The sequence below is a fragment of the Sutcliffiella cohnii genome, from assembly GCF_002250055.1.
Lineage (GTDB): Bacteria > Bacillota > Bacilli > Bacillales > Bacillaceae_I > Sutcliffiella > Sutcliffiella cohnii.
Window position 1 is genome coordinate 1,111,641 of the sequence record NZ_CP018866.1, and the last position, 24,684, is coordinate 1,136,324.

The window sequence follows — 24,684 nt, forward strand, 5'->3', positions numbered from 1 at the left end:
GAAAACGAAATATATAAGTTTCCTATAAAACTTAGGCATTTGTCTTTACAACATGACAAGTACTAAGTTTTTCTATTGAAAGAAGGTACTAAAGTGAAAACAACTACTATCATGATTCCGAAAAGCTTCATTTACAACTATACGTGCGAACCAGATGAAGCTGCGTTATGTGATTTAGAGAAACGCTCCATCTTTCATATTCATTCAGAAGAAAGATGTTTTGAAAGTTTCATAGATTTTGAACCGAGTAGAAGCCCTTTTATTAGAGATAAAATTGGCGTGATTTTACGAGGGAAAACAATTGACGATTTAATCGAGAAAATAAAAAAACTTCCTGAAGCGAAAGCTTCATTTAAACTAGTGTATGTGCATAATGTTGATCAAATAGAAGCTGAAAAATTTGGTTTTAACAAACGTCGTCAAATAGAGCGGGAAGTAGGAGTGCAAATTCCTGGTGAACCGGAATTAGTAGACCCAGATCTATTGTATGGTTTAATAAAACTGAAAGAAGAGTGGATATTTGGACTATATTCAAAAAGCGAAGCAGTTTGGCTACAGCATCAAAGAAAACCAAATAGCTACTCGGTTGCTCTTAATACTCGTGTAGCACGTTCAGTCGTAAATATTGCCGTTCCTATGGCTGATACTAATGGAATAAAAGTAATCGATCCGTGCTGTGGAATTGGTACAGTACTAGTCGAAGCATTATCGATGAACATCGACATTGTTGGAAGTGATATAAACTATCTTATTTTACCAGGGGTACGAGAAAACTTATCCCACTTTGGATATGAAGGAGAGGTTAGTCACCGTGACATCCGTGATGTGAATGAAAAATATGATGTAGCGATAATCGACTTACCATATAATCTATGCTCAGTCATTACACCACAGGAACAGTTAGAAATGCTGCAAAGCACTTACAACTTTGCAGACAAGCTCGTTATCCTAACAGTAGAACCAATCGACCCTATTTTAGCTGAAGCTGGATTTACCATTGTCGATCGTGGGGATGTAAGAAAAGGAACGTTTCGTCGGGAAGTTATTGTTTGTAAAAAAGTGGCATGAGCAGGAACCTAAAATACAGATAACACGAGGCAAGACCTTAATTTTCTAAGGTCTTGCCTTAATTTTATCCTTATGAACAAAAAGTAATGCTAAACAACATCTAGTGGTCTGTTTATGTTAAAATTACCATAATGTGGTTAGATGAGTTATTGTTTTATAAAGGGGAGTAGCGTGGGGAGTCTAGTTAACTTTTTATTTGTATTTTTCGTTTGCATGAATATTAGTGCAACATTAAATGTTTTGTTTAAAATGAAGAAAGAAAGACTGGATCGTTTCGTTCCTAATTAGTATCCTATTATCGTTTTTTATAAACATACTACTTGCGGGATGATAATTAATGGGTATTTAGTTATTATAATAATAAAAAGGATAGGCACCCAAAGCCTATCCTTTCCTAGTTTATGCAGCTGTTACCTTCACAGCTGATTTTTTTCGCCATTGAACAGTAATGGCTAACGTAATAATTAAGAAAATTAGTCCTAAAATAAATGGGTACATTATATTTACATCATAAAGTACTCCAGCTAGAGTTGGCCCCATAATATTTCCGATACTCATGTAAGCATTGTTCATTCCCATTGCAAATCCTTGTTCATTCCCAGCAAGCTTCGATATTAACGTATTTAATACAGGCCTTAAAATCGAAGTGGACAAGAATATAACGAGAGAAACGATAAAGAAAAAGGAATAGCTGCTTGCGAATAACGAAAGCAAGAAACCGGTAGCACAAACGCCAACGAATGTAACTAAAACAGACGCTTCTCCAAAACGGTTTACAATTCGTTCTACTAGGAAAAGTTGCGCAATAACACTAACAATACCGGTAGCTGTTACCATTACGGCAATATCTTTAGCTGTCGATTGGAACTCATGATCTAAATAAAGACCAATAACTGATTCGAATGCAATTAAGCCGAAACTCATCACAAACGTAATAATTAAAGGAATAAAATATGGCATTTTAGATGTTCGAGCTATTTTTTTCATCATCGACTCATTATCGTTTACCATTGGACCGCTATTTTCTGTAACAACTTTACTTTCTTTTAAAATCGTAATCGAGAAAATAACAGCAACTAACGATACTAATGCAGAAACAAGGAGTGGGAACTTAATACCGAATTCTGCTAAAAATCCCCCGATTCCAGGTCCTACGACAATCCCAAGTGACATCGCCGCTGAAACGTAACTGTTTCCTTTCGCACGTTGTTCAAATGTGGTGATGTCAGCAACATAAGCGAAAATCGCAGGTACGAGCAACGCTGCACCGATTCCACCTACAGCGCGTGATATATATAAAGTAAGAACTGAATCTGATACGTAAAATATAAAACTAGCAATCGTTAGCCCAATTAAACCGTACGTAATCATTTTTTTACGACCATACATGTCGGACCATTTCCCTGCTAGAGGAGAGAAAATAAATTGGAAGGCTGCGAAAATTCCCATCATTAAACCAGCAGCTGTTCCGCCTTGTCCGATAGATTGTAAATAGGCAGGTAATATTGGAATAATAATCCCGAAGCTACCGATAGCAATAAACATATTTATCATCAATACGATAATTTTTTTACGTTGATCTGATGACATAAACCAACCTCCATTTCACCAAGTAGAAATAAAATCACATCGTAATATCATACCTCCTTTACATCGTATGTGCAATAAAAATTTATCTTCCGAAATAAACAGAAACCTTTTTCAGTTAGGATACGTATTATTAATAGAATGATAGAATGGCGGTGTGAAAAATCAAATGAGTGAAGATATATTAAAGAGGGCAAAATCTCTTATTCAAATTCCATCCCATTGGAGCTTAATTATTGAAGATTATTGTCAACCTAATGAAAGTGCTGGATATACGTTGCTTTCATGGGCCGATGAAGAACAAAACGAAGGTATATCCATGCAACTAGACCCCAAAGGGCGTTTAACAAAATTATCACAAGAGAGAAAAGAAGAAAAAACAGATACTAAACCGCTAAGTGATGTAGACATTAAAATTATAGCAGAGCAATTTTTATTATCTCATTATCCGGATGCGTTAAGAGCTTTAACCCTTAATGTTAACGAGAAATTAGAAAATAAATATCGGTTTGAATATGTACAGTTTGTGATGAATCTACCCCTACCTAACTCAGGCTGCTTTATAGAAGTTAGTTTGACAGGTGACATATTAGAATTTCATTATTACGGTGTAAAGAAGGAACCTGCAACTCCTACCAACATTATTTCTAAAGAGCAAGTCCTTACTGAAATAAAACGAACATTAGATTTTAACTTAGTGTTAAGTACCATCTATGCTCATACATACAACGTAAAAGAACAGGGACTTCAACTAATATATGAACCGAATCCGTCGGTTTTAAACTATCGAGCAGATGTTTTCCCTCCAACTTTAACGATCAATCATGAGGAAGAAATTCCTCCACAATATGTTACTTTACCTCAACAAGCTAACTTGAATGAAAATAAAAAATGGTCGATAGTTGAGCTTATTGGTATTACAGATGAAATGGAAGTAATTAGAGAAGTAGATATGGGGGAAGAAAAAGGTGTAGTGTGGCAGGATCGGAATTGGGAGGAAAAAGATAGAGATAGGACTGTGGAAGGATTTATTTCAAGGCAAACGGAAGGAACTGTAAAAGCAATTATTTCGAAGAATTGTGGTAAACTTAATAGCTTTATATGGTTTAAAGAACGAAGCGGGAACCTGTCGCTTAACAGAGAACAATGCTTGCAAAAAGCTATTGAGTTTATACAAAAGACGATACCAAATTATAGAGAGCATTTACTATTATTAGCTCCAGACATATCAGAAGACGAAGAGGTAAGAAAACATGAATCATTTATATTCCATATAAAAAATAAAAATGGTATTCCAATGCATTTGGAAATGTTAATGGTAGTCGTAAATTGCCAAACAGGGTTGATTGATCAGTACAGTGGGCCTAGTTTGGAAGTGGAACAACTAAGTGAGCTGCCATTAGAACCTGTTTTATCAAAAGAGGAAGCGGAGAATCTTTTTCTAAGTCATTTAGATGTTAATTTAGCATGGACTATCGATTACGATAGTAAGGATGTAGATTATATCCTAACTTACGAGGCATGTAACAAGAAAACCAAAACGGCCATTAGCGGTATTCATGCAATAACAGGCGAAGTGATATCGTATAGGGAATAAACTATCGTCTCGCAGTTGTAATAGAACTGCGAGACTAATGAGAACTACCTTTTTTTCTTTTTTGAGTTATCAAGTGCTACCTTATTTTTTATAATTGGATCCATCACAACTTGAACATGTACATGTTTGTCATCAACAACATTAACATTCGTTACCTTTCCTTTACGTCCTTTAATTTTTAGACCTTCATCAAAGGAAGGAACGGTTTGACGTAACTGAGTTAAAATTACTTCTCTACCCTGTAAATAATGAACAACGTACATATTACTCACCCTTTTTCTAAGAAATGTAGTAATTATTTTCTTTCTATAAAAGTATCGATGGACAGTTGTAGTTAGAACTAATCTGTAGAAAACTTCTAAAAATAAAAAGGTTACACACTGCTACCTTGAAAGTATAACTTCTTTTTTATATGAGAAAGTTAATAATACTTACAGGGAGGTGGGTGCGATGAAAACACGAATGCTTCTACTTGGGGTTGCTATTATTCCTTGGTTTTCTGTTCCTCTTATGGGAAAACAAAGTTTTAAACGCTTTTTTCCAATGTCCCTTTTTATGGGCATCTTAATAATTGGAGAAACGCTTTTAGCTCATAAATACTGCTGGTGGAAAATACATAAACGCCCCCACAAAAAAGTAGTGGGAGAAATTCCTCTAATTATCGGTCCATATATCGTTGGATCTTTATGGATGCTAAAATTAGGGTATGGAAACATTTTGCGTTTTTCTTTTCTAAACTTGAGTACTCATTTGTTCATCGTTTATAAGGTAATGAAATGGTTAAAAAAAATTCGATATTGGACTTTAGTGAACATGAACAGTTTCCAATTTTTAAGTTTGTTTGTTATGGAAGCATTTATTTTGTATATTGGACAATTCCTTTATGATAAAATGCGAGGAATAAAAAGTTAATAATTAAATACGAACGCATTGCTAAAAAAAGTATAGGTCGAAGAAAACGATCCTCGACCTAAATATATTAAGAAACAACCGTCACTTTTTCCTCTTCTTCCACTTCCTTAAGATTTCGAAGGCCAATAAATTTCAAAGTTACTAAAAGGGAAAGAAGCCCTAACGTAAAGAAAATAATACGAATGTCTATCCATTCTGCAATGATTCCCGTTAAAAAACCTGCTAAAGGTAATGTTCCTAGACCTAGCATCATAATTAACCCATTCACTCTCCCAAATATATAAGAAGGTACAAGTCGTTGACGCATCGTTTTAAATAGAACATTAAACATAATAACCGGTGCGCTTTGAATTGCGACTGCTACTAATAAACTGTACCAACTCCAACTGAAGGCGACAGTAATAATGCCAACAGCACTGATTAATAAGTTGATAATCATTAACCGGATGTGACTCGTCTTATTACCTAAAAAGTTCACTAAGAAAATCGCAACAATTTGAGTAACAGCGGCCCCAGCATACACCCAGCCAACTTCCTCTGAAGTTAACAACAACTTTTCACGTGAGAAGTAGACGAGCATACTAATTAACGCACCGTTCGCAATGTTGACTATTAATACGAGTAATGTAAACGGACCTAGTATCGTATGTTTCCATAAGAAGTTAGCTCCTTCTCGTAGTTGGTCCCACGAGTTAGATTTAATGATAGATGGCGATTCCTTCGTTAAAAATGTTAAAAAGAGTATAGATATAGCAATTGGAATATACGAAATAGCATCTAATAAAAGAACGTTGTAAACCCCTATTTTTGAAATAAGTATACCAGCTAGCATACTACCAAAAAGCACAGAGGAAGTATCGATGAATTGAAATGCTGTATTTACTTTTATTAATTTCTCTTTTCGAAATAGCTGTGGAACAACCGTTGAATTGACAACCGAAAATACAGCACCTAAACAGGCGATAAAAAAGCCAAGTATATACACATGCCATATTTGAAGCACTTGTAGCATATGCAACGTTGGAATAATCGCAACTAACGTACCTTGAAGAAGCGCGCTTACAAAAAGTAGTGTTCTTCGAGGCAATCGGTCAGCAAGTACACCCGCTATCGGTGAGATGAAAATAAAGGGAAGTGTTTGAAAGAGGAACATCATCCCCATACTAGCCGCTGATTCCGTTAATTCATAAATTAGCCACGGTATCGCAATAATATAAAATTTGTCTCCTAACTTAGATAGAATAGTTCCAGAAAAATAAAGTAAGGCATTCTTTTCTCGCCAAATTGATTGTTTAAACATTTGTACTCATCCTTTCATTTGTTTCCATCTGTTAATTTAATTATGAACTTTCTAAAAAGAGGGAAAAAGGGTAGTATTAAAGTAAAAATGTCCCCTTTTAGGAGGAGTTAGCATGAAAGAGCGTTATTTTACGTTACGGGCTCACTTAAATCATTTTTTTAAAGAAAAGGAATACGATCTTAAACTAGAAGACATAGATCGGATCTGGTACTGCTCTCGTAAAAATACGAAACGAATTCTTCACAGGCTAGAAAATGCTAATTTAATAGCCTATCATCCAGGTAGGGGGAGAGGAAATGTTTCGAAAATTGTTTATTACACTTCCTTTCAAAACGAAGTACAAACTTATATCGAGGATTGTGTGAATAATGGGACACTCGATAAAATTGCCGAAATACTCCGCCTTCCAATTCCGAAATCATGGGTTGATTCTTATTCAAAAGATATTAGAGAATTACTTGGATTGAGGCGCGACTACGGTGAATCAAGAGACATACTACATACATTTAAGGCGAGAGATATTGAATCACTGGACCCATTGAAAATATCCTTATCGCTAGAAACACATTTAATTGAGTATTTAGGGGATACACTAGTTCGTTACGATAAAGAGAAAGATTGCTTCATTCCTCATATTGCGCATCATTTTCATGTTGATTCATTCAAAAAAATTTGGACTTTCTATTTACGAAAAGGGGTCTTCTTTCATAATCAAGACTATGTGACAAGTAGCGATGTAGCTCACACTATTGACCGAATGAAAAACAGTTCGCCATCATATTCATGGCTAGCTAGAAATATCGTAAAGGTAACCTGTCCACATCCTCAAAAGATAGAAATCCACTTAGATGAACCGAATCCGTTTTTCCTACGTTATCTTTCTGCGATTAATTTTTGTATATTGCCAGCCAATGTAGAGTTTGATGAATACGTATGGATAGGGACTGGTCCTTTTAAAATGAAAGAGAGATCAGAAAATAAGCTAATATTAGAAGCGAACGATTATTATTTCAAAGAACGTCCGTTAATAGATGAAATTCATTTTTACCGCGTTTCATCAGAAGCAGCAAAAACAATTTACCTTTCAGGTGAAGAAGACCCTACGAACGTTATACCGGCTAAACATACGATAACGAATGCCGGTGTTCAGCTTTTGTCGTTTAATTTAAAACGACAAAATATTATTAGGCAGCACGCTTTTAGAGAAGCTATTTTTCACCTGTTTGATGTACAAAAGATGGCGGATGACTTCGGAATTGAGATACATGAAGCGAGTAGTATAGATATAGAACGTTCGAGGCGACAAGAAAAGTTTCCTAACAAAATCCCTGCGCTACTAGAGCAGTCAGGTTATCAAGGCGAGAGTTTGAATTTATATTGTTTCCGTCATAACCACGCAGTCAAAGAGGCAACATGGTTAAAAAAAGAAGCGGAAAAATACGGTGTGCAGTTAATAATATGTACTATTTCATACACACAATTTTCGCAAGCAGGAATAGAAGAAAATATCGACCTATTAATGATGGGCTTGTCACTTTCGTTTGATAAGCATTTGGCTTTTTCCTATGCGTTAAAAAATCAAGTGTTATTATTTAATCGGTTGTTTAATCAAGAGGTAGAACTGTATGTAGAAGAAAAATTAAGGCAATTCGAGTTAGAAGAAGAGAAAGAAAAGAGGATAGAGTTAATGGATGAAATAGAAAAATACTTGCAAAAAGAATATGCCTTTTTCTTTTTACATCATCCTATCGTTACGAGATTTTTAGACCGAACAATTGAAAATGTGCAATCTCATTCCTTTGGTCAAATCGACTATACGAAAATATGGATTCCAAGTTAAGCACTGCAGAAGACTAATTTATAGTAGTGGTGACTCTTTTGTTGTATTCTTCAAGTAGGAAAAATTCGTGAATGAGAAAGGGGTAGCGCTTATGGAAAAGTATCGGATTAACCAAAACAAAGGACTAGAGTTTGGAATATATACATTAGGTGACCATTTACCAAATCCTATTACAGGAGAGAGAATCTCCGCAGGGGAACGTATTCAAGAAATCATTAACTATGCCAAGCTTGCGGAAGAGGCGGGGCTAGATTTTTTTAGCGTAGGAGAAAGTCATCAAGAGTATTTTGCAACGCAAGCACACACGATTGTTTTATCTGCAATTGCACAAAGCACGAGTAAAATTAAAATTGCAAGTTCTTCGACGATAGTTAGTACATCGGATCCTGTACGTATTTATGAAGATTTTGCTACGATTGATTTAATTTCAAAAGGTCGAGCGGAAATCGTTGCGGGGCGTGCCTCACGCATCGGACTCTTTGAACTGTTAGGTTACGATGTGAATCAGTATGAGGAATTATTTGAAGAAAAGTTTGACCTATTAAGACAGATTAATGAAAATGAAGTGGTAAACTGGAATGGGGAATTCCGGGCGCCGTTAAAAAATGCAAAAATTATTCCACGACCTGTAAATGGTTCGATGCCGATTTGGCGTGCAGTTGGTGGTTCACCAGGTAGTGCGATTAAAGCTGGTTATGCAGGGGTGCCGATGTTTTTAGCACATTTAGGCGGCCATGTAATGAGCTTTAAACGTTCCATCGATGCCTATCGAGAAGCTGCTAAACAAGGTGGACATAATCCGGAAGAGCTGCCAGTAGCAACAGCTGGATTTTTCTATGCAGCGGAAACATCTCAACAAGCGATTAAAGATACGTATCCTCATATAAATGAAGGGATGAAGCGTACGAACGGACGCGGATTTCCAGCTGAGGCATATGCCCAGGGAATTGACCCACAAAATGTGATGAATATCGGTAGCCCGCAGCAAATTATTGAAAAAATTCTTTATCAACATGAAGTATATGGACACCAGCGATATATCGCACAAATTGATTTTGGTGGAGTGCCGTTCGAACGATTACAAAAAAATCTTGATCTCATCGGTACAGAAATTTTACCAGCAATCCGGAAGTATACATCAAAGAGTCATTAAGAAAAGGAGGTCAGTGCCCGTAGACGCTGACCTTCTTTTTCCATTTATTTTACTTTAGGCTGCTTTATTTTTCCGATTCCGAGTTCACGTGCCTCTTTGTAAAGCGCCTTTATTAAACTTACTGTCATTAACCCCATAATGATGGAGAAAGGGAGAGCAGCAACGATCATCGTGTTTTGCAATGCTTGAAGTCCACCTGAGTATAATAACACTAATGATATTGTGGAAAGCATGATACCCCACACTAACTTGATTTTGTTACCAGGTGAATGAGAACCATTTGTTGTCATCATTCCTAATACATACGTACCTGAATCTGCAGAAGTGATAAAAAATGTACCTACGAGGATCATCGCGATAATCGAAGCAACAAAACCTAAAGGGAATTGAGAAAAAACACCAAATAATGCTTCTTCCGTTGCAAGAGAAGAAATATTTGCGATTCCTTCATGCTCCAACATGATTGCTGTTCCCCCGAATGTGGAAAACCAAAGAAATCCAACTACGGAAGGAATAAATAAAACAGCAAATACAAATTCACGAATCGTACGCCCTCTAGAAACTCGTGCAATAAAAATACCGACAAACGGCGACCATGCAATCCACCATGCCCAATAGAAAATAGTCCAGCTATTAATCCATCCACGGATATCCTCATTTAATGGTGCTATTCGAAAGCTCATGGACACTAAATTTTGAACATATGTACCGATGGAGTGTGTGAACAAGTTAAGAATGAAAAGGGTTGGCCCTACTAGAAACATAATTAAAAATAAAACTCCAGCTAATCCCATATTCGCATTACTAAGTATTTTTATTCCTTTCTTCAAGCCTGTATAGGCAGAAAGCATAAATAATACAGTTACGATGGCGATGATGATAAACTGAGTTCCAATGGAAACTGGGATTCCGAAAAGGTAGGACAATCCTCCATTAATTTGAACCGCACCAAACCCTAAAGTAGTTGCGACTCCAAATACAGTAGCAAGTACGGCCAAAACATCAATTGATTTCCCAGTGACTCCATTTACTTTATCACCTAAAATCGGCTTCAATGTTGCACTAATTAATCCACGTTCCCCATGCCTAAAATTAAAATACGCTAGAACGAGTGCTACAATTCCATATATGGCCCAAGCGTGAATTCCCCAGTGGAAATAAGTGTAGCGCATCGCATCTAAAATACCTTGATCTGTTCCTTCTTGTGCCGTTGGAGAACTTAACGCATAATGACTAATCGGTTCTGCGGATCCCCAGAAAACTAGTCCAATCCCCATACCAGCACTAAATAGCATCGCAATCCATGTAACTCTTGAAAATTCAGGTTTATCGTCTGGCTTACCAAGTTTTAACCTTCCTAACGGACTTAACATTAAATAGAGACAGACAAGCGTAAGTATGGATACTAGAATTAAATAATACCAGCCGAAAACATCCGTTATAAAAGCTTGAATGTTAGCTGTAATGTTTTCTAAGCTATCAGGAAGTACTACTCCGACAATCACAAGTAATGCAAGGATTGCTACAGATATATAAAAAACAATCATTTCCTTTTTCATAGTGAGCCCCCTTTAAATGTAGTACCCGAGATTATCTCTGTTAGTTTCTCCGTTCGTTCAATCTACATACATACAGATTTTATGCGCCTTAAACTTCTAAACAAAACAATGATTATGTCGATATTATAATTAAATAATATTATCTTTGTTGTAAGTAGTTGGAGGGGTTCCAAAATGATAAGAACAATAAAGAGTAAGCTAATATTTTCGTTTGGGATATTAATTACTTCATTAATTATACTTTGTTTACTATCAATTCTTTCTTTAACAAAGTTAAATGAAGAGATAGAAATAGTAGTGAAACAAGACTTTAGTGTCATGTCTCATGCGAAAGATATTCAAAAAAATATTGTCGATATAGAAACGGCGGAAAGAGGATATTTATTTACAGGAGATAATGATTATGTAACAGCGTATGAGCGTGCAAAAGAGGAGATAGAAGCGCACTTTATGCACTTACATGACTATGTAAGTGACAATGAAAGGCAAGTAGAAAACCTACGAATAGTGGAAGAAGCTTTTCAATTATGGTTAACAGATTATGTAGTGAAAAATATAGAAATAAGATCATCCAACAGTTTAGAATTGACGAGTAGTTTAGTGGATTTAAATAGTGGAAAAGCATCTATTGATCAATTAAGAAGTAAACTGGAGAATTTTATTGATATTGAACAACAACTAATGCAAGGGCGAATAAATAGCTTAAATCAGTTAAGCGTAATAGCAGAACTAACGTTAATCATCGCTTCTATTGTCGCAATCATCGTTGCGTTGCTTTTAGGAATAGGTATTACGAGAAATATTACGAAAAACTTAAGTTATATTAGTGGTGTTATTTTAGAAATGTCTAACGCTGGCGGAGATTTAACAAAAAGAATAAACGTAAAATCAAAAGATGAGATCGGACAGTTAGGGGAAAATACGAACAAGCTAATAGAAGGAATAAGTAATCTTGTTAAAGAAGTAAATAATAGTGCTACATTAGTAGCGAGAAATAGCGAAGAACTCGTAGTAGCATCAATCGAAACGACAGAAACGATTTCTCAAATTACCGAAACAAATAGTGAAATTGCGGCAGGCTCGGAAGAAACGACTAGCTACATTGAGTCGGCAGTAGGAAAGATGGAAAATCTTAATGCACTAAATAAGAATGTAAAAGACAATGCTGAATTAGTTAAAGCAAAATCAATTGATATGAAGGAAGCATCAATGAATGGTGTGCACAATGTTAGTGTAACGACTGCTAGTATTGAAAAATTACAAAACTTATCGAATGAAAATATAAATGTAATGAACCATCTAGAAAAAAAGTCTAGTGAAATTGGAAACATTATTAATAGTATCAATTCCATTGCCGATCAAACGAACTTGCTTGCATTGAATGCTGCAATTGAGGCTGCAAGAGCTGGAGAAGCAGGAAAAGGTTTTGCAGTGGTAGCGATGGAAGTGAGAAAGCTAGCCGAACAATCGAAAGCATCAGCTGAAAATATTGGTGACATTATTACACAAATCCAAACAGAAATAACGAATGCAATTACCGCAACGACAGAAGTAAATAAAGAAGCAAAAGTAAGTGTTGATAGCGCAAACGATACGGAGAGCTCCTTACAATTAATTGCGGATAAAATTGCAGAGACGTTGACTTTAGTTGAAAATATTACGGAAAACGTAAATGGAACGTACCTATTAAGTGAAGATGTAACAAAAGTATTTAGAGAAGTAGCCGTTATTTCAGAAGAAACGTCTAAAGGAAACCAAAATAATGCTGCCGCATCAGAAGAAGGATTAGCTGCGATGGAACAAATGAACTCAAGTGCACAAGTGCTAGCACAGCAAGCGGAAAAATTAAAACAAACGATAGCGAATTTTAAAATATAATAATACGAATTCGTAAAGGGAACAGAGTTAATCTGGTCCCTTTTATTCAGTGGAGGAAGGAAAATACAATCATTTGTAGTATTTAGGAGATAGAGGAGTTGAGAAAATGAGGCAAATTATCGCAATGGGTGGCGGTGGGTTTTCAATGGAGCCTGATAATTTACTATTAGATCACTACATTTTAGCTCAAGTAAAGAAAAATTCACCGAAAATATGCTTTGTTCCAACCGCTAGTGGTGATCAAACGAATTATATTGAACGGTTTTATAAGGCGTTTAACAACCTTCCGTGTCAGCCAACTCATGTATCTCTATTTGAGCCTAATTTTACGGATCTAGAAACCTACATTTTAGAACAAGATATTATATATGTTGGCGGAGGAAATACGAGAAATATGCTACTCTTGTGGAAAGATTGGGGCTTTGATAAAGTCTTAAAAAAAGCATATGAGAGTGGAGTCGTTCTTGCTGGCCTTAGTGCTGGATCGATTTGTTGGTTCGAAGAAGGCCTAACTGACCCGATAAATGCTCCGTTGTATAAACTAGATTGTTTAGGTTTCTTAAAAGGTAGCCATTGTCCTCATTATGATGGTGAGAATAAAAGAAAACCGGCTTATCACCAATTATTATTAGAAGGAAGGATAAAAGCTGGGTATGCTGTTGATGATGGAGCGGCTCTTCATTTTGTAAACGAAACACTTACTGTGGCAGTTAGTTCAAGGCCAAATGCGCAAGCATTTTATGTAGAGAGTGATGGGAGAACCGTGACAGAAACAGGTCTAGAAATAAAATATTTAGATGATAATAATGACATGTAGAAAACGTGAGCAAAAAGCCCAACTTTTTTAAAGCGGGCTTTTATTAGTTTAATAGAGTTAGGATGGTTGGTTAATGCTAATTTTTTGTACGGGAATGTATATGTCCATTTCTATATTTTCATCTCCGTGACATCTTTCGTCATACAATTCGAATTCAGTGCCTCCACTATGTTCATAACCAGATTGAGGGAACCATTCCGTATATATGTTATTCCAAGTTGATTGAATAGAAGCGGTAAATGTATCCCCATTTGCCTTCGGAGTCGTAAATACTGCATATTCTTGTTCTGGAAAACTTCTATACACCATTCCTTCAAGTGGCTGAGAACCTTCGTTTACTTCCATCCCAATAATATAAACAAATTCATTTGTATTAGGATTGAAATCTGTACAAATACCAAGCTCTACATTTTGATTAATAGGATTAGGTATGTTACAACCTAATTTATTCTTCATAAACTGTTGCCAAAATTCCGGGATATCCTTGTTGTTCTGACCATTTTCATTTTTTGTTTTAAGCTCATATCCAATGATGTGAAAAGCAGGTTTCGTAATTAGTTTTGGTTCCATTTGTTGTCCTCCTAGTAATAGGTTATTTGAAAGGTAGGCTTTCCCTTGTAACGGACCACTTAATCTTTTGGCACTTCGATATTGCTTCGGTGAAACACCATACGTCTTTTTGAACGCGCGGTTGAAAGACTCTTGATATTGGAAGCCAACAGCGATGGAAATACTCGTTACGCTTTCATCGGTATAAAATAAACGCTCTGCTGCACAAGTTAGTCTTCTTTTTCTTACATAATCCATCACAGTATCTCCTACAATTGTTTGGAAAACACGATGAAAATGAAAAGGAGAAAAATAAGCAACCTCGGCTAATTGCTCTAAGCATATTGGCTCGTGCAAGTTTTCTTCGATGAAATTTAACGTTCGTTGCACGGAATTTATATAGTCCATTCTCGATTCACCTACCTTAACTCTACTTTAACACCAAACAAACATTCGCACTTAACATTTTTTGCTATTCATTTGATTCCATTTCTACTTGTTTTATATAATACTCCATTGCCTGATTAAGCCATTGTTGTTCTTCCTCTGTAAACGGAGAAGGTGCGATGTTTTCTAGTTCTTGAATATCCGTTTCTTCGACATCAGCTTCTGCTAATTTTTGTATTAGTTCTTCGCCGAGGAAAGAAAAAGAAGCTTCTACATATAATTTAACCATTTCTTGCACCCTTGGGTCCTCAATCGGATTCCCGTACAGTTGCTTTACTTCTTTCGTTAATTGAACAAAGCTTTGATCTAAAGAGAAAATATCTTCTTCAGATTTTTGGTCTAGCTTTTCCGTTATGTGAGTTAGGTTGTGCTGTTCCATCCAATCAGTTTGCCTTTCTTCTGTATGGAAGGTTTGGATTAAACTAAATAATACGCTACTTTCTAGCTCTTCTTCTTTTTCTAACAATCGCATTACTCTTTTAATTGCCTTCATTGATTGATCGAGTTGTTCTTTTTCTTTTTGTAACCCCTGTAAGTGAGATGCTAACATTTCATTAAAATCAATAGAGAAACTTGGTTCGTGTAAATAATGGCTAATTTGCTCTAAGCTATAACCTAAAAATTTAAGACTTACTATCTTTTGCAATGTAAATAGATCCTCACAATTGTAAATTCGATGACCTGAAGTAGGGTGTTTCACTGGCCGTAACAGTCCGATTTCATCATAATAGTGTAACGTACGTACGGAAATACCAGTTTTCTTTGAAAATTCACCGATGGAAAAAGAATTATTTTCTTTCATACACATTGCCTCCTTATTAAGTATAGGGTTTATTATAAAACCTCACGTTACTGGAGGTTCAAGAGAGAAAATGAAATTATTACCATCATTTTTATTCGACAAAAAGGGTGGTAACCCTTTTTAAATTGTAATCGTGAGAACTATTTTTTATAATTAATAAGAGTTAATAATCTTTAAATAGTGGGAGACTAAACATGAACAGAACTGTAATAAACAACTTGAATGTAGCAGGTACGATCAACTTGCGTGATTTAGGTGGAGTACAAACTAAAGACGGTCAGAAAGTAAAAAAGGGGATGCTTTATCGCTCAGGAAATTTAAGTAGGTTAACAGAGGCTGGTGAAGCTACGTTAAAAGAATTAGGAATCAAAAAAATATGTGACCTACGAGGTCATGATGAAACTAATAAATATCCTGATCCAATGATAGAAGGAGTTGCTTGGTTTCATACACCATTACTAGCTGAAGATGCCGCGTTAGGTAATGCTGGAGATCATTCGAGTTTTGTACAAGCACTTCGAAATTCAAAGCCAGGAGAATTATTAATTTCATTAAATAAAAAGATGGTGCACTATAAAAGCTCTTTCCAACAAGTTTTTAAAGTATTATTAACGGAACCAGAAAAACCATTTCTTTTTCATTGTATGGCAGGAAAAGATCGTACTGGTGCAATTGCAGCGTTAATATTAAGTATATTAGGCGTATCTCGTGAAAGTATTTTACAAGATTATTTATTTACGAATGAAGTTTCAGGAGATATAAACACTCACTTCGATGAAATTGGTTATAATGATTTGCCCGATGTCGATGAGGCTGTACTAGATGCATTATTTGAAGCGAGAGTAGAATACATAACAACCTTTTTGAATGAAATTGATCAACATTATGGATCGATTAAAATTTATACGAAAGAAGTACTTGAGTTATCAGATGAGGAAATAGTTAAACTGAAAGAAAATTTTTTACAATAATAGTAGAGTTGAAGATTTTAAAAATCTTCAATTCTTTTTTATTTGTCTAATATTGTATTTATAACTACAAAAAACTTTCGTAAAACAACTTATTTACGGAAGTTTTTTTGTGCCAATGTAAAAACATTAAAATGGACCAAATGAATTTAAAGGAAATTGGAGAACATAAAAACAAATGTTTTGACAAACGTGATAGATTTTATTATGAATCGATTTATGTTCAATAAATCATATAAGAATACTGGGGGTTTAAAAATGAAAAAGTTTTTAACTTTATTCTCATTACTTTTCGCTTTCGGAATCATTCTAGCAGCGTGTGGCACAACTGCTAATGAGGATACGAATACGACAGGTGATAACAATACTGACACAACAGAAAACACTTCTGATTCTTTACTATCTAAAGTACAAGATGAAGGAAAATTAGTAATCGGAACAGAAGGTACATACGCACCTTTCACGTTCCATGATGAAACAGGTGAACTAACTGGTTTTGACGTAGAATTAGCTCGTGCGATTGCAGACCGTCTTGGAGTAGAACCTGTGTTCATGGAAACACAATGGGACGCAATGTTCGCTGGACTAGATGCTGGACGTTTTGACGTTATTGCTAACCAAGTTGGAATTAGGGAAGATCGTCTAGAAAAATACGATTTCTCTGACCACTATATTACTTCCGCAGCTGTTTTAGTTGCACACGAAGATAATGAAGAAGTCGATGGCTTTGAAGATATTGAGGGGTTAAAATCTGCTCAATCATTAACGAGTAACTTTGCAGATATTGCTCGTGATAATAATGCCGAAATCGTTGGTGTAGATGGATTCAACCAAGCGATTGAACTTATGACATCAAAACGTGTGGATGTAACGATAAACGATAAGTTAACAGTTCTTGATTTTATTAATCAACGTCCGAATGCTCCTGTGAAAATTGTTGCCGAGAGTGAAAATGCTTCAAAAAGCGGCTTTATGTTCCGTAAAGGTAGTAAAGATTTAGTGGAAGAAGTGAACCGTGCCCTTCAAGAAATCATTGAAGACGGTACGTATTTACAAATCGCAGAGAAATGGTTTGGTGAAGATGTACTTAACTAACATATTTATGGATCCAGTCAGATTAGAACGCTGGATTGAAATATTCCAGAGTTCCCTTTTACCTTTAGTAAAAGGGGCTCTCTATTATTCAGTACCGTTAACGCTTATATCTTTTACGATTGGATTAGTTATTGCAGTGCTTACTGCGCTAGCGCGAATATCAAAAATAAAACCGCTTAGCATTATAGCGAGAGTTTACGTTTCCATCATTCGTGGAACACCACTTTTAGTGCAATTATTTATTATATTTTACGGTTTACCTAGTATCGGAATAACGCTAGATCCATTTATGTCAGCTGTTATTGCCTTCTCCTTAAATACTGGCGCCTATGCTTCAGAAGTAATAAGAGCTGCTATTTTGTCGATACCTAAAGGACAGTGGGAAGCATCCTATTCGATGGGAATGACGTATGCACAAGCATTACGTCGGGTTATTTTACCACAAGCATCGAGAGTTTCTGTCCCGCCATTATCTAACTCTTTTATTAGCCTAGTAAAAGATACATCGCTAGCTTCTATCGTTTTAGTTGCAGAAATGTTTCGAAAGGCGCAAGAAATAGCGGCAGCGACTTATGAACCGTTACTTCTATATATACAAGCTGCACTTATTTATTGGGTTGTCTGCTTTACATTATCCATTATCCAAGAGCTGCTAGAAAGCCGACTAGATCGGTATGTAGCAAAATAGTTAAAGGAGCTCGTAAAAAAGTGATTTCCGTTAAAGGTTTATATAAGCAATTTGATGATTTACAAGTGTTAAAAGATATTAACATAGATATTGAACAAGGAAAGGTTGTCGTTGTAATTGGCCCCTCAGGTTCAGGAAAAACGACACTTCTCCGATGTTTGAACGTATTAGAAACCCCAACTTCTGGCGCTGTTGCAATTGGTGATCAACAATTAGACTTTTCTCAAAAAGTAGACCGCAAGGCGATTGCCAACTTTAGAAGGCTAACAGGAATGGTGTTTCAAAACTACAATTTATTCCCCCATATGACAGCTCTTCAAAATGTGATGGAAGGTCCAATTACTGTCAAAAAGGAAGCAAAAAGTGTAGTGGAAGAACGTGCGAAAGAGTTGCTTAAAAAAGTTGGTTTACATGATAAAATGGATTACTATCCATTCCAATTATCGGGCGGGCAACAGCAACGAGTAGGTATTGCAAGGGCACTCGCAATGGAACCAAATGTTATGTTATTCGACGAGCCAACTTCAGCGTTAGACCCCGAATTAGTAGGGGAAGTTCTACAAGTAATGAAAGACCTTGCCAAAGAAGGAATGACAATGGTCGTCGTTACCCATGAAATGAAGTTCGCTAATGAAGTAGCGGATGAAGTTATATTTATGGATAACGGTGTTATTATGGAAAGAAACGTACCAGACGTAATGTTCCAATCGCCAAAAGAAGAAAGAACGAAGCAATTTTTAAGATTGATTCAAGAGTAAAAACAAGGGAAACCTTGTTTTTTTTATTTTTGAAGTTTTTCATCGGTTGTCAATCATCATTACTTAATGTAAATTTGAAAGGAGATATATAATCAGAAAATTAAAACGAAAGAGGCCGATTAAAAATATGCACGGGGATTCTTCTAGTTTCGATTCTATGATAGCTCCTTTTTTACCTACTATTGAAAAATATTGTCGTAGTTTTTCGGCGAAAAAGTGGGAAAGAGAAGATTTAGTTCAAGAATGTCTTTTAAAGATTTATATTTTATTAAAAAAAGAGCCGACAAGTAAGCTGACAAAAAAGTACTTATATTTTATTGTAAGAAGTACTTGGATTGATCAGTACAGAAAAAATAATAAGATTGATTATGTATCCGATACAGAAGTGGAACTCGAAAATAGGAAGGATAATAAACGAGAATATGACATTCGTGTAATTTTGGAAACATTATCAGAGTATTTATCCTTAAAACAATTTGTCGTCGTTCTCCTTACAGAAATATTCCAATTTACTGCCAATGAAACAGCAATTTTAATTAAGGAATCGGAATCCAATGTGTATACAACCTTACATCGAGCTAAGAAGAAGATCCATCGTTATAATTCTTTAAGTGCAAACGATCATATAAAAGTACAGAAAAGAGAAAAAGCGATGGACAAAGGAATGTTTGAACAGTTTTTAAATGGATTTCGAAATAACAATCCTAAAATTATATATGAGTCTTATCTCTCTATTCAACAAATGGGGATTGAAGTTAGTGCAGTTAAAAATTCAAAAAATCGATACTGTTTTCACTTAAAAGATCCAGATGGAAATATAATTATGATTTGTACATAATTTTTATTTATCGTGTAAGGAATTACAATTTTTTTTCGTTAATTAATGTGACGAAAAGAAAGGGGAGATACAAATGGCAAAGGAGCTACTATATGGAGTAGGAATTTTTATTCCTGTTAGTGATTTAGACAAATCAACAAAATGGTATGAGGAGATGCTCGATTTTGAACTAATTCATAGCGACGAACCTAATGCTAAAACATTTAGAACTTGTGATGGAAAAGTAATTTTTACTCTTGTAAAATGTGAAAATATTACTCAACCGAAATTTCCGAAAAATGATTACGATGTTGGGGTGTACTATAATTTTCTCACAACTGATATCGATACAATCCATCAAGAAATGCTTGCAAAAGACGGAAACGTTAGTCTGATACATGACTACGGTGATGTTAAAGGATTTAGTATTACAGACCTTGATGGCAATCGATTTGGTATCGTTACATGAGTATTCTGTACTTTTCGCTTGAAACGATAATCTAGTAACGAAAAAGACGAATGCTTATCTAGCCATTCGTCTTTTCTCGTTCTTTTTTTGTTATTAATATATAGATGCATGTTGATGTGCATGTAATTTCTTGAAAATTCCCTGCTCATTTGCAAGCAATTCTTCATGTGTTCCATCTTCCGCAATACCATCCTCGTTAACGACTAGAATTCGGTCTGCATTACGTATCGTTGCTAGTCGATGAGCAATAACTAACGTTGTTCGATCTTTCGATAACTCTGTTAACGCCTCTTGAATGATAGCTTCCGTTTCTGTATCAAGTGCAGATGTCGCTTCATCTAAAATTAGGATACGAGGATTTTTTAAGAACATTCGAGCAATAGAAAGTCGTTGTTTTTGCCCACCTGAAAGCTTTAAACCTCTTTCACCAATTTGTGTATCATAACCATCCGGTAAAGACTCAATCAAATCGGAAAGGTGAGCACGTCTTGTCGCCTCTTCTATTTCTTCTTGTGTAGCATCTAATTTTCCGTAAGCAATGTTTTCTTTCAATGTACCAGTAAATAAGAATACGTCCTGTTGAACTATACCTATGTTAGATCGGAGGGATTCTTTTGTCATGTTACGAATATCCATTCCATCTATTGTGATCGAACCTTCTTCCACATCGTAAAAGCGAGGGATAAGTGAACAGATTGTAGTTTTCCCAGCTCCAGACGGCCCAACAAAGGCAACCGTTTGACCTGCTTTAATAGAAAAGCTTAAATCATTTAAAATGCGTCTATTTTCTTCATAGCCAAAACTAACATTACGGAAAGCTATATTCCCGTTTAGTTCTGGAACATCAATCGCTCCAGGGTGGTTTTCAATGTCAGGCTGTTGATCCATAAGCTCTACAAATCGCTTAAACCCAGCCATTCCTTTCGGATACAATTCTAGTAACGCACTAATTTTATCTATCGGCTTAAATAACACGTTAACATAAAGGATAAAAGCAACTAATTCGCCGTAGGTCAACATTCCAGAAAAGCTTAACCATGCCCCGTATACTAAAATAACTAACGTCATCAAACGAGTCGTAATATAAATTCCGGATAAATTCCAACTCATCACTTTATAGCCTTTTAGTTTAGAAGCACGGAAAAAAGCATTGTTTTTGTCAAAACGCTTCTTTTCAAACTCTTCATTTGTAAAAGATTGAACAACGCGTACACCTGAAACGCTATCTTCTACTCTTGCATTTACGTCTGCAATATTCCCATACATTGCTGTCCAAGCCTTATTCATTTTGATGTTCGAATAGGAAATAAGCCAAACTAAAAACGGAACGATAATAATTGCGACAAGTGCTAGTTTCACATTAATCGTCAACATAATCCAAAATGCACCAATGAACGTCATAACGGCGATGAACAAATCTTCTGGTCCATGATGAGCTAATTCGCCAATATCCATTAAATCATTCGTAACGCGACTCATAATGTGACCAGTTTTCGTGTTATCAAAAAAGCGAAACGATTGGCGTTGAACGTGGTAAAACAATTCTCTTCTCATATCGGTTTCAATATTAATTCCTAGCTTATGTCCCCAATAGTTTACAATAAACTGCATGCTCGAGCTCATTATATAAAGTGTTAACAACCCAGCACTAACAGCCAAAATCGTACTCCAATTTCCTTCTGGAAGAAGACTGTCAATAAACCACGAAACAGCTAAAGGAAAGCCAAGCTCTAATAACCCAACTAATACCGCGCATGAAAAATCAATGATAAACAGTTTTCGATGCGGACGGTAATAACTAAAAAAACGTTTAATCATAAACGCACCCCCAATACCCCTACCGTATTGTCAAAACTTTATATAAAAATAGGTTATTAAATCCTATGTTAGAGGGCTTTATAAGCAAAAAAATTGCCACCCCCTGAATTCTGTAGATAATTGAGGTTACCACAACACCCAATTCCAGAAAAGGAAGTGACAATTTGTACCCTCAAATTATAACCTATTTATTAACTTTTATAAACTATCAAGAACAAATTATTCGAACTTTGCTTACTCTATTGATTGGAAAAAGCATGTTCGATAAACCAAAAGAAGCTCCTGTTAATCAGCCTTATCGAAAGCTTCAAATTGATGATTTACCTATCATTGAAAAACTAGAAAGGCTCGATTATCAGCTTTTATTAGCGGAACACCTTCAATCCAAAGGGAAACCGTTAAAACCAGTACAGCGACGAGCGAATTCTACGCCCGTACCGTCTACCTTATGTTGTCCTAAGTGTGGTGCTCCTTCTGCGTATTTGTACGCAAATAACGGAGGAAAAGGACAATATCAGTGTAAGGTGTGTGCGTGTGTTTTCAATAAAAAAAGTCGTTATCAGAAAGAGGCCATTCTTAAGTGTCCTCACTGCCTTAAACCGCTTGAAAAAATTAAAGAACGAAAAGATTTTCACGTGTTTAAGTGCAAAAATGATATGTGTACCTATTATCAAAAAAACTTGAGCGCCATGACTAAAAAAGAGAAAAAACAGTTTAAAGAAGATCCACAATCGCTGAAAGTTCGCTACATTTACCGGAAGTTCCACATCGACTATCAACCGTTATCCAAACAATCACCAAAGCAGCCAAAAGTCGATTTATCAAGATTGTATGTTTCACCGCATACACTTGGGCTCATCTTGACGTACCATGTCAATTATGGATTATCGGCCCGTAAAACGGCAGCGATCATGAAGGATATTCACGGCGTGTCTGTCTCCCATCAAAGTATCCTAAACTACGAAAACAGCGTCGCATTATGGCTCAAGCCTTATATTGACTACTTTCCGTATGAGCTGTCGGATCAATTCTGTGGGGATGAAACGTACATCCGGGTCAACGGTCGTTGGCATTACCTGTTCTTCTTTTTTGATGCGGTCAAGAAAGTCATTCTTTCGTATCCAGTATCACCAAATCGCGACACCGCAACAGCGATACGAGCGATTGATGAAGTACTAGTGAAACTGAAAGAAATACCAGAAAACCTACAATTTGTAGTAGATGGTAACCCTATTTACTTGTTGGCACAGCATTTCTTCGCAGAGAACCACATATCGTTTGACGTAAAACAGGTCATCGGGCTAACAAATGAAGACGATGTCTCTAGAGAGTATCGACCTCTCAAGCAAATCATCGAGAGACTAAATCGCACGTTTAAAGGGAATTATCGATCGACGCACGGCTTTGGTTCTGAACAAGGATCTGTTTCTTTTGTGACATTGTTTGTGGCTTACTTTAACTTCTTGCGCCCACATTCTTCACTTGAAGGTAAAGTGCCAGTAACACTTCCAGAATTAGAAAAGCTACCAACCATGCCAGCGAGATGGACAGCCCTTATTGGATTAGCTCAAGACTGGATTCAACAACAGTCAGCCTAACTTTTGTTTAGCTGAGCCCTATTCAGCTATCGGCGAAGCGAACTCTTGACAAACCGAACTTACCAATGGTTTAAAATGGAAAAAGTCAAGGGTTTATTTAGCATGCCTTCTTTTGTTCCCTTCGCCCTTGATTGACCTCTGAATAAACCATTGGTGTGTTTGTCAAGAGCGATAGCGTGGTATTTCCACCTAATAAATGGTAGGTAGTATGAACCGTGCTAGTTTTTCATAGAACTTTTGACACTACCACCCCTACGATTATTAAATTTTAGTTCACACGAGAAGGATTATCAATACAATTTTTAATTTCATATCACTTATTATTATTGTGTAACTTTTTTAAATAAAGCTCGTCCTATAGGTTGATGCTTAAACAGAAAAATATTTGGAGGACATCTTATGAAAAAACTGTTAATTATCTTAGTTAGTGTTATTATTTTTAGTCTATTAGTTGCTTGTAACAACAAAGGAGAACAAGCTGGAAAAAATGTAGAATTAGAGACAATTTGGATGGAAATTAAGGAACATATTGCTAAAGACCTAGAGGATAATGGAATTGAAAATGCACTTGAAAATGGTGTACTACAATTGTATGTAGAAGCAAATTTAACAGGTACAGCAGATGAAAACCCGACCAAACAAATGATTTTAGAACATACTCAAATCAATGAGGAATCTATCAATGCTGGATATTATTTAGCTGCGATGATGAACGTGAATTCTGACCAAATTATTCTCCTTCAAGCAAAAGATCGTGATCATGTGGAAGACCTACAAGCAAGTTTGGAAAGAGAGCTAGAAGCGCAAACCCAAACATGGGAGCAATACTTACCAGATCAGTACGAAAAAGTAAAAAACAATGTAATTCAAGTTAATGGTAATTACTTATTATACGTAACATATGAGAAGCCAGATTCTATTGTAGAAATTTTTAATAAGCATACGAAATAAATTTGTTACGGCC

At 35.8% G+C, this 24,684-nt stretch carries 22 protein-coding genes; 15 read left to right on the top strand and 7 right to left on the bottom strand.

Annotation, left to right across the window (positions count from 1 at the left end; translation table 11 throughout):
* Positions 1 to 93 precede the first annotated feature (93 nt).
* Positions 94 to 1,068 carry a TRM11 family SAM-dependent methyltransferase gene (locus BC6307_RS05430; RefSeq protein ID WP_235858049.1) on the top strand — a complete coding sequence of 325 codons (975 nt, stop codon included), beginning with the start codon at positions 94 to 96 and terminating at the stop codon, positions 1,066 to 1,068.
* Positions 1,069 to 1,467: 399 nt separating this feature from the next.
* Here the strand turns inward: BC6307_RS05430 and BC6307_RS05435 are convergent, their stop codons facing one another.
* Positions 1,468 to 2,658 carry an MFS transporter gene (locus BC6307_RS05435; RefSeq protein WP_066412011.1) on the bottom strand — a complete coding sequence of 397 codons (1,191 nt, stop codon included), beginning with the start codon at positions 2,656 to 2,658 and terminating at the stop codon, positions 1,468 to 1,470.
* A gap of 166 nt (positions 2,659 to 2,824) precedes the next feature.
* On the opposite strand from BC6307_RS05435, the gene BC6307_RS05440 reads away from it, so the two are divergent.
* Complete coding sequence (locus tag BC6307_RS05440) at positions 2,825 to 4,252, top strand: YcdB/YcdC domain-containing protein (protein WP_066412008.1); 1,428 nt, start codon at positions 2,825 to 2,827, stop codon at positions 4,250 to 4,252.
* Between the two features lie 44 nt (positions 4,253 to 4,296).
* Here the strand turns inward: BC6307_RS05440 and BC6307_RS05445 are convergent, their stop codons facing one another.
* Positions 4,297 to 4,515 (bottom strand): hypothetical protein, encoded by a 219-nt coding sequence (locus BC6307_RS05445; protein WP_066412005.1) that lies wholly within the window; start codon positions 4,513 to 4,515, stop codon positions 4,297 to 4,299.
* A gap of 187 nt (positions 4,516 to 4,702) precedes the next feature.
* Between BC6307_RS05445 and BC6307_RS05450 the strand changes: the two genes are divergently transcribed.
* Complete coding sequence (locus BC6307_RS05450) at positions 4,703 to 5,164, top strand: hypothetical protein (RefSeq protein ID WP_066412002.1); 462 nt, start codon at positions 4,703 to 4,705, stop codon at positions 5,162 to 5,164.
* Positions 5,165 to 5,231: 67 nt separating this feature from the next.
* On the opposite strand, the gene BC6307_RS05455 is transcribed toward BC6307_RS05450, so the two are convergent.
* Entirely contained in the window at positions 5,232 to 6,464 is a 1,233-nt protein-coding gene (locus tag BC6307_RS05455; RefSeq protein ID WP_066411999.1) for an MFS transporter, read from the bottom strand.
* 112 nt (positions 6,465 to 6,576) lie between these two features.
* On the opposite strand from BC6307_RS05455, the gene BC6307_RS05460 reads away from it, so the two are divergent.
* Entirely contained in the window at positions 6,577 to 8,304 is a 1,728-nt protein-coding gene (locus BC6307_RS05460) for an ABC transporter substrate-binding protein (RefSeq protein ID WP_066411996.1), read from the top strand.
* A gap of 91 nt (positions 8,305 to 8,395) precedes the next feature.
* The gene (locus tag BC6307_RS05465) at positions 8,396 to 9,457 is read left to right on the top strand and encodes an LLM class flavin-dependent oxidoreductase (RefSeq protein ID WP_066411993.1); all 1,062 of its coding nucleotides are present in this window, start codon (positions 8,396 to 8,398) and stop codon (positions 9,455 to 9,457) included.
* Positions 9,458 to 9,501: 44 nt separating this feature from the next.
* Here the strand turns inward: BC6307_RS05465 and BC6307_RS05470 are convergent, their stop codons facing one another.
* The gene (locus tag BC6307_RS05470) at positions 9,502 to 11,016 is read right to left on the bottom strand and encodes a glycine betaine uptake BCCT transporter (RefSeq protein ID WP_066411989.1); all 1,515 of its coding nucleotides are present in this window, start codon (positions 11,014 to 11,016) and stop codon (positions 9,502 to 9,504) included.
* Positions 11,017 to 11,190: 174 nt separating this feature from the next.
* Here BC6307_RS05470 and BC6307_RS05475 point away from each other — a divergent pair, with 174 nt between their 5' ends.
* Both BC6307_RS05475 and BC6307_RS05480 read left to right on the top strand, forming a co-directional pair.
* Positions 11,191 to 12,894 (top strand): methyl-accepting chemotaxis protein, encoded by a 1,704-nt coding sequence (locus BC6307_RS05475; protein WP_066411987.1) that lies wholly within the window; start codon positions 11,191 to 11,193, stop codon positions 12,892 to 12,894.
* A gap of 106 nt (positions 12,895 to 13,000) precedes the next feature.
* Positions 13,001 to 13,711: a Type 1 glutamine amidotransferase-like domain-containing protein gene (locus BC6307_RS05480; protein ID WP_066411985.1), complete on the top strand. Its 711-nt coding sequence runs from the start codon at positions 13,001 to 13,003 to the stop codon at positions 13,709 to 13,711.
* A gap of 57 nt (positions 13,712 to 13,768) precedes the next feature.
* Here BC6307_RS05480 and BC6307_RS05485 read toward each other — a convergent pair whose 3' ends face one another.
* Positions 13,769 to 14,668 (bottom strand): AraC family transcriptional regulator, encoded by a 900-nt coding sequence (locus tag BC6307_RS05485; protein WP_066411983.1) that lies wholly within the window; start codon positions 14,666 to 14,668, stop codon positions 13,769 to 13,771.
* Positions 14,669 to 14,732: 64 nt separating this feature from the next.
* The gene (locus BC6307_RS05490; protein ID WP_066411981.1) at positions 14,733 to 15,509 is read right to left on the bottom strand and encodes a MerR family transcriptional regulator; all 777 of its coding nucleotides are present in this window, start codon (positions 15,507 to 15,509) and stop codon (positions 14,733 to 14,735) included.
* A 194-nt stretch (positions 15,510 to 15,703) separates the two neighbouring features.
* On the opposite strand from BC6307_RS05490, the gene BC6307_RS05495 reads away from it, so the two are divergent.
* The 6 genes from BC6307_RS05495 to BC6307_RS05520 all read left to right on the top strand — a co-directional run bounded on the left by BC6307_RS05495 (position 15,704) and on the right by BC6307_RS05520 (position 20,304).
* Positions 15,704 to 16,480: a tyrosine-protein phosphatase gene (locus BC6307_RS05495; RefSeq protein ID WP_066411973.1), complete on the top strand. Its 777-nt coding sequence runs from the start codon at positions 15,704 to 15,706 to the stop codon at positions 16,478 to 16,480.
* 255 nt (positions 16,481 to 16,735) lie between these two features.
* A complete protein-coding gene (locus BC6307_RS05500) occupies positions 16,736 to 17,572 on the top strand; it encodes an amino acid ABC transporter substrate-binding protein (RefSeq protein WP_066411972.1) in 837 nt (278 codons plus the stop codon).
* Positions 17,559 to 18,260 carry an amino acid ABC transporter permease gene (locus tag BC6307_RS05505; protein WP_066411970.1) on the top strand — a complete coding sequence of 234 codons (702 nt, stop codon included), beginning with the start codon at positions 17,559 to 17,561 and terminating at the stop codon, positions 18,258 to 18,260. Before BC6307_RS05500 ends, BC6307_RS05505 begins: the two co-directional genes overlap by 14 nt.
* 20 nt (positions 18,261 to 18,280) lie before the next feature.
* Positions 18,281 to 19,018, top strand: coding sequence for an amino acid ABC transporter ATP-binding protein (locus BC6307_RS05510; RefSeq protein ID WP_066411969.1), 738 nt, complete (start codon positions 18,281 to 18,283; stop codon positions 19,016 to 19,018).
* 127 nt (positions 19,019 to 19,145) lie between these two features.
* Positions 19,146 to 19,856: a sigma-70 family RNA polymerase sigma factor gene (locus BC6307_RS05515; protein ID WP_066411967.1), complete on the top strand. Its 711-nt coding sequence runs from the start codon at positions 19,146 to 19,148 to the stop codon at positions 19,854 to 19,856.
* A gap of 73 nt (positions 19,857 to 19,929) precedes the next feature.
* Positions 19,930 to 20,304: a VOC family protein gene (locus BC6307_RS05520; protein WP_066411964.1), complete on the top strand. Its 375-nt coding sequence runs from the start codon at positions 19,930 to 19,932 to the stop codon at positions 20,302 to 20,304.
* A 93-nt stretch (positions 20,305 to 20,397) separates the two neighbouring features.
* Here BC6307_RS05520 and BC6307_RS05525 read toward each other — a convergent pair whose 3' ends face one another.
* Positions 20,398 to 22,122, bottom strand: a complete 1,725-nt coding sequence (locus tag BC6307_RS05525) for an ABC transporter ATP-binding protein (RefSeq protein ID WP_066412228.1) — start codon at positions 22,120 to 22,122, stop codon at positions 20,398 to 20,400.
* Between the two features lie 164 nt (positions 22,123 to 22,286).
* Between BC6307_RS05525 and BC6307_RS05530 the strand changes: the two genes are divergently transcribed.
* Both BC6307_RS05530 and BC6307_RS05535 read left to right on the top strand, forming a co-directional pair.
* The gene (locus BC6307_RS05530) at positions 22,287 to 23,720 is read left to right on the top strand and encodes a DDE-type integrase/transposase/recombinase (RefSeq protein ID WP_094366076.1); all 1,434 of its coding nucleotides are present in this window, start codon (positions 22,287 to 22,289) and stop codon (positions 23,718 to 23,720) included.
* Between the two features lie 399 nt (positions 23,721 to 24,119).
* Positions 24,120 to 24,671, top strand: a complete 552-nt coding sequence (locus BC6307_RS05535) for a DUF4358 domain-containing protein (protein WP_066419759.1) — start codon at positions 24,120 to 24,122, stop codon at positions 24,669 to 24,671.
* Positions 24,672 to 24,684 lie beyond the last annotated feature (13 nt).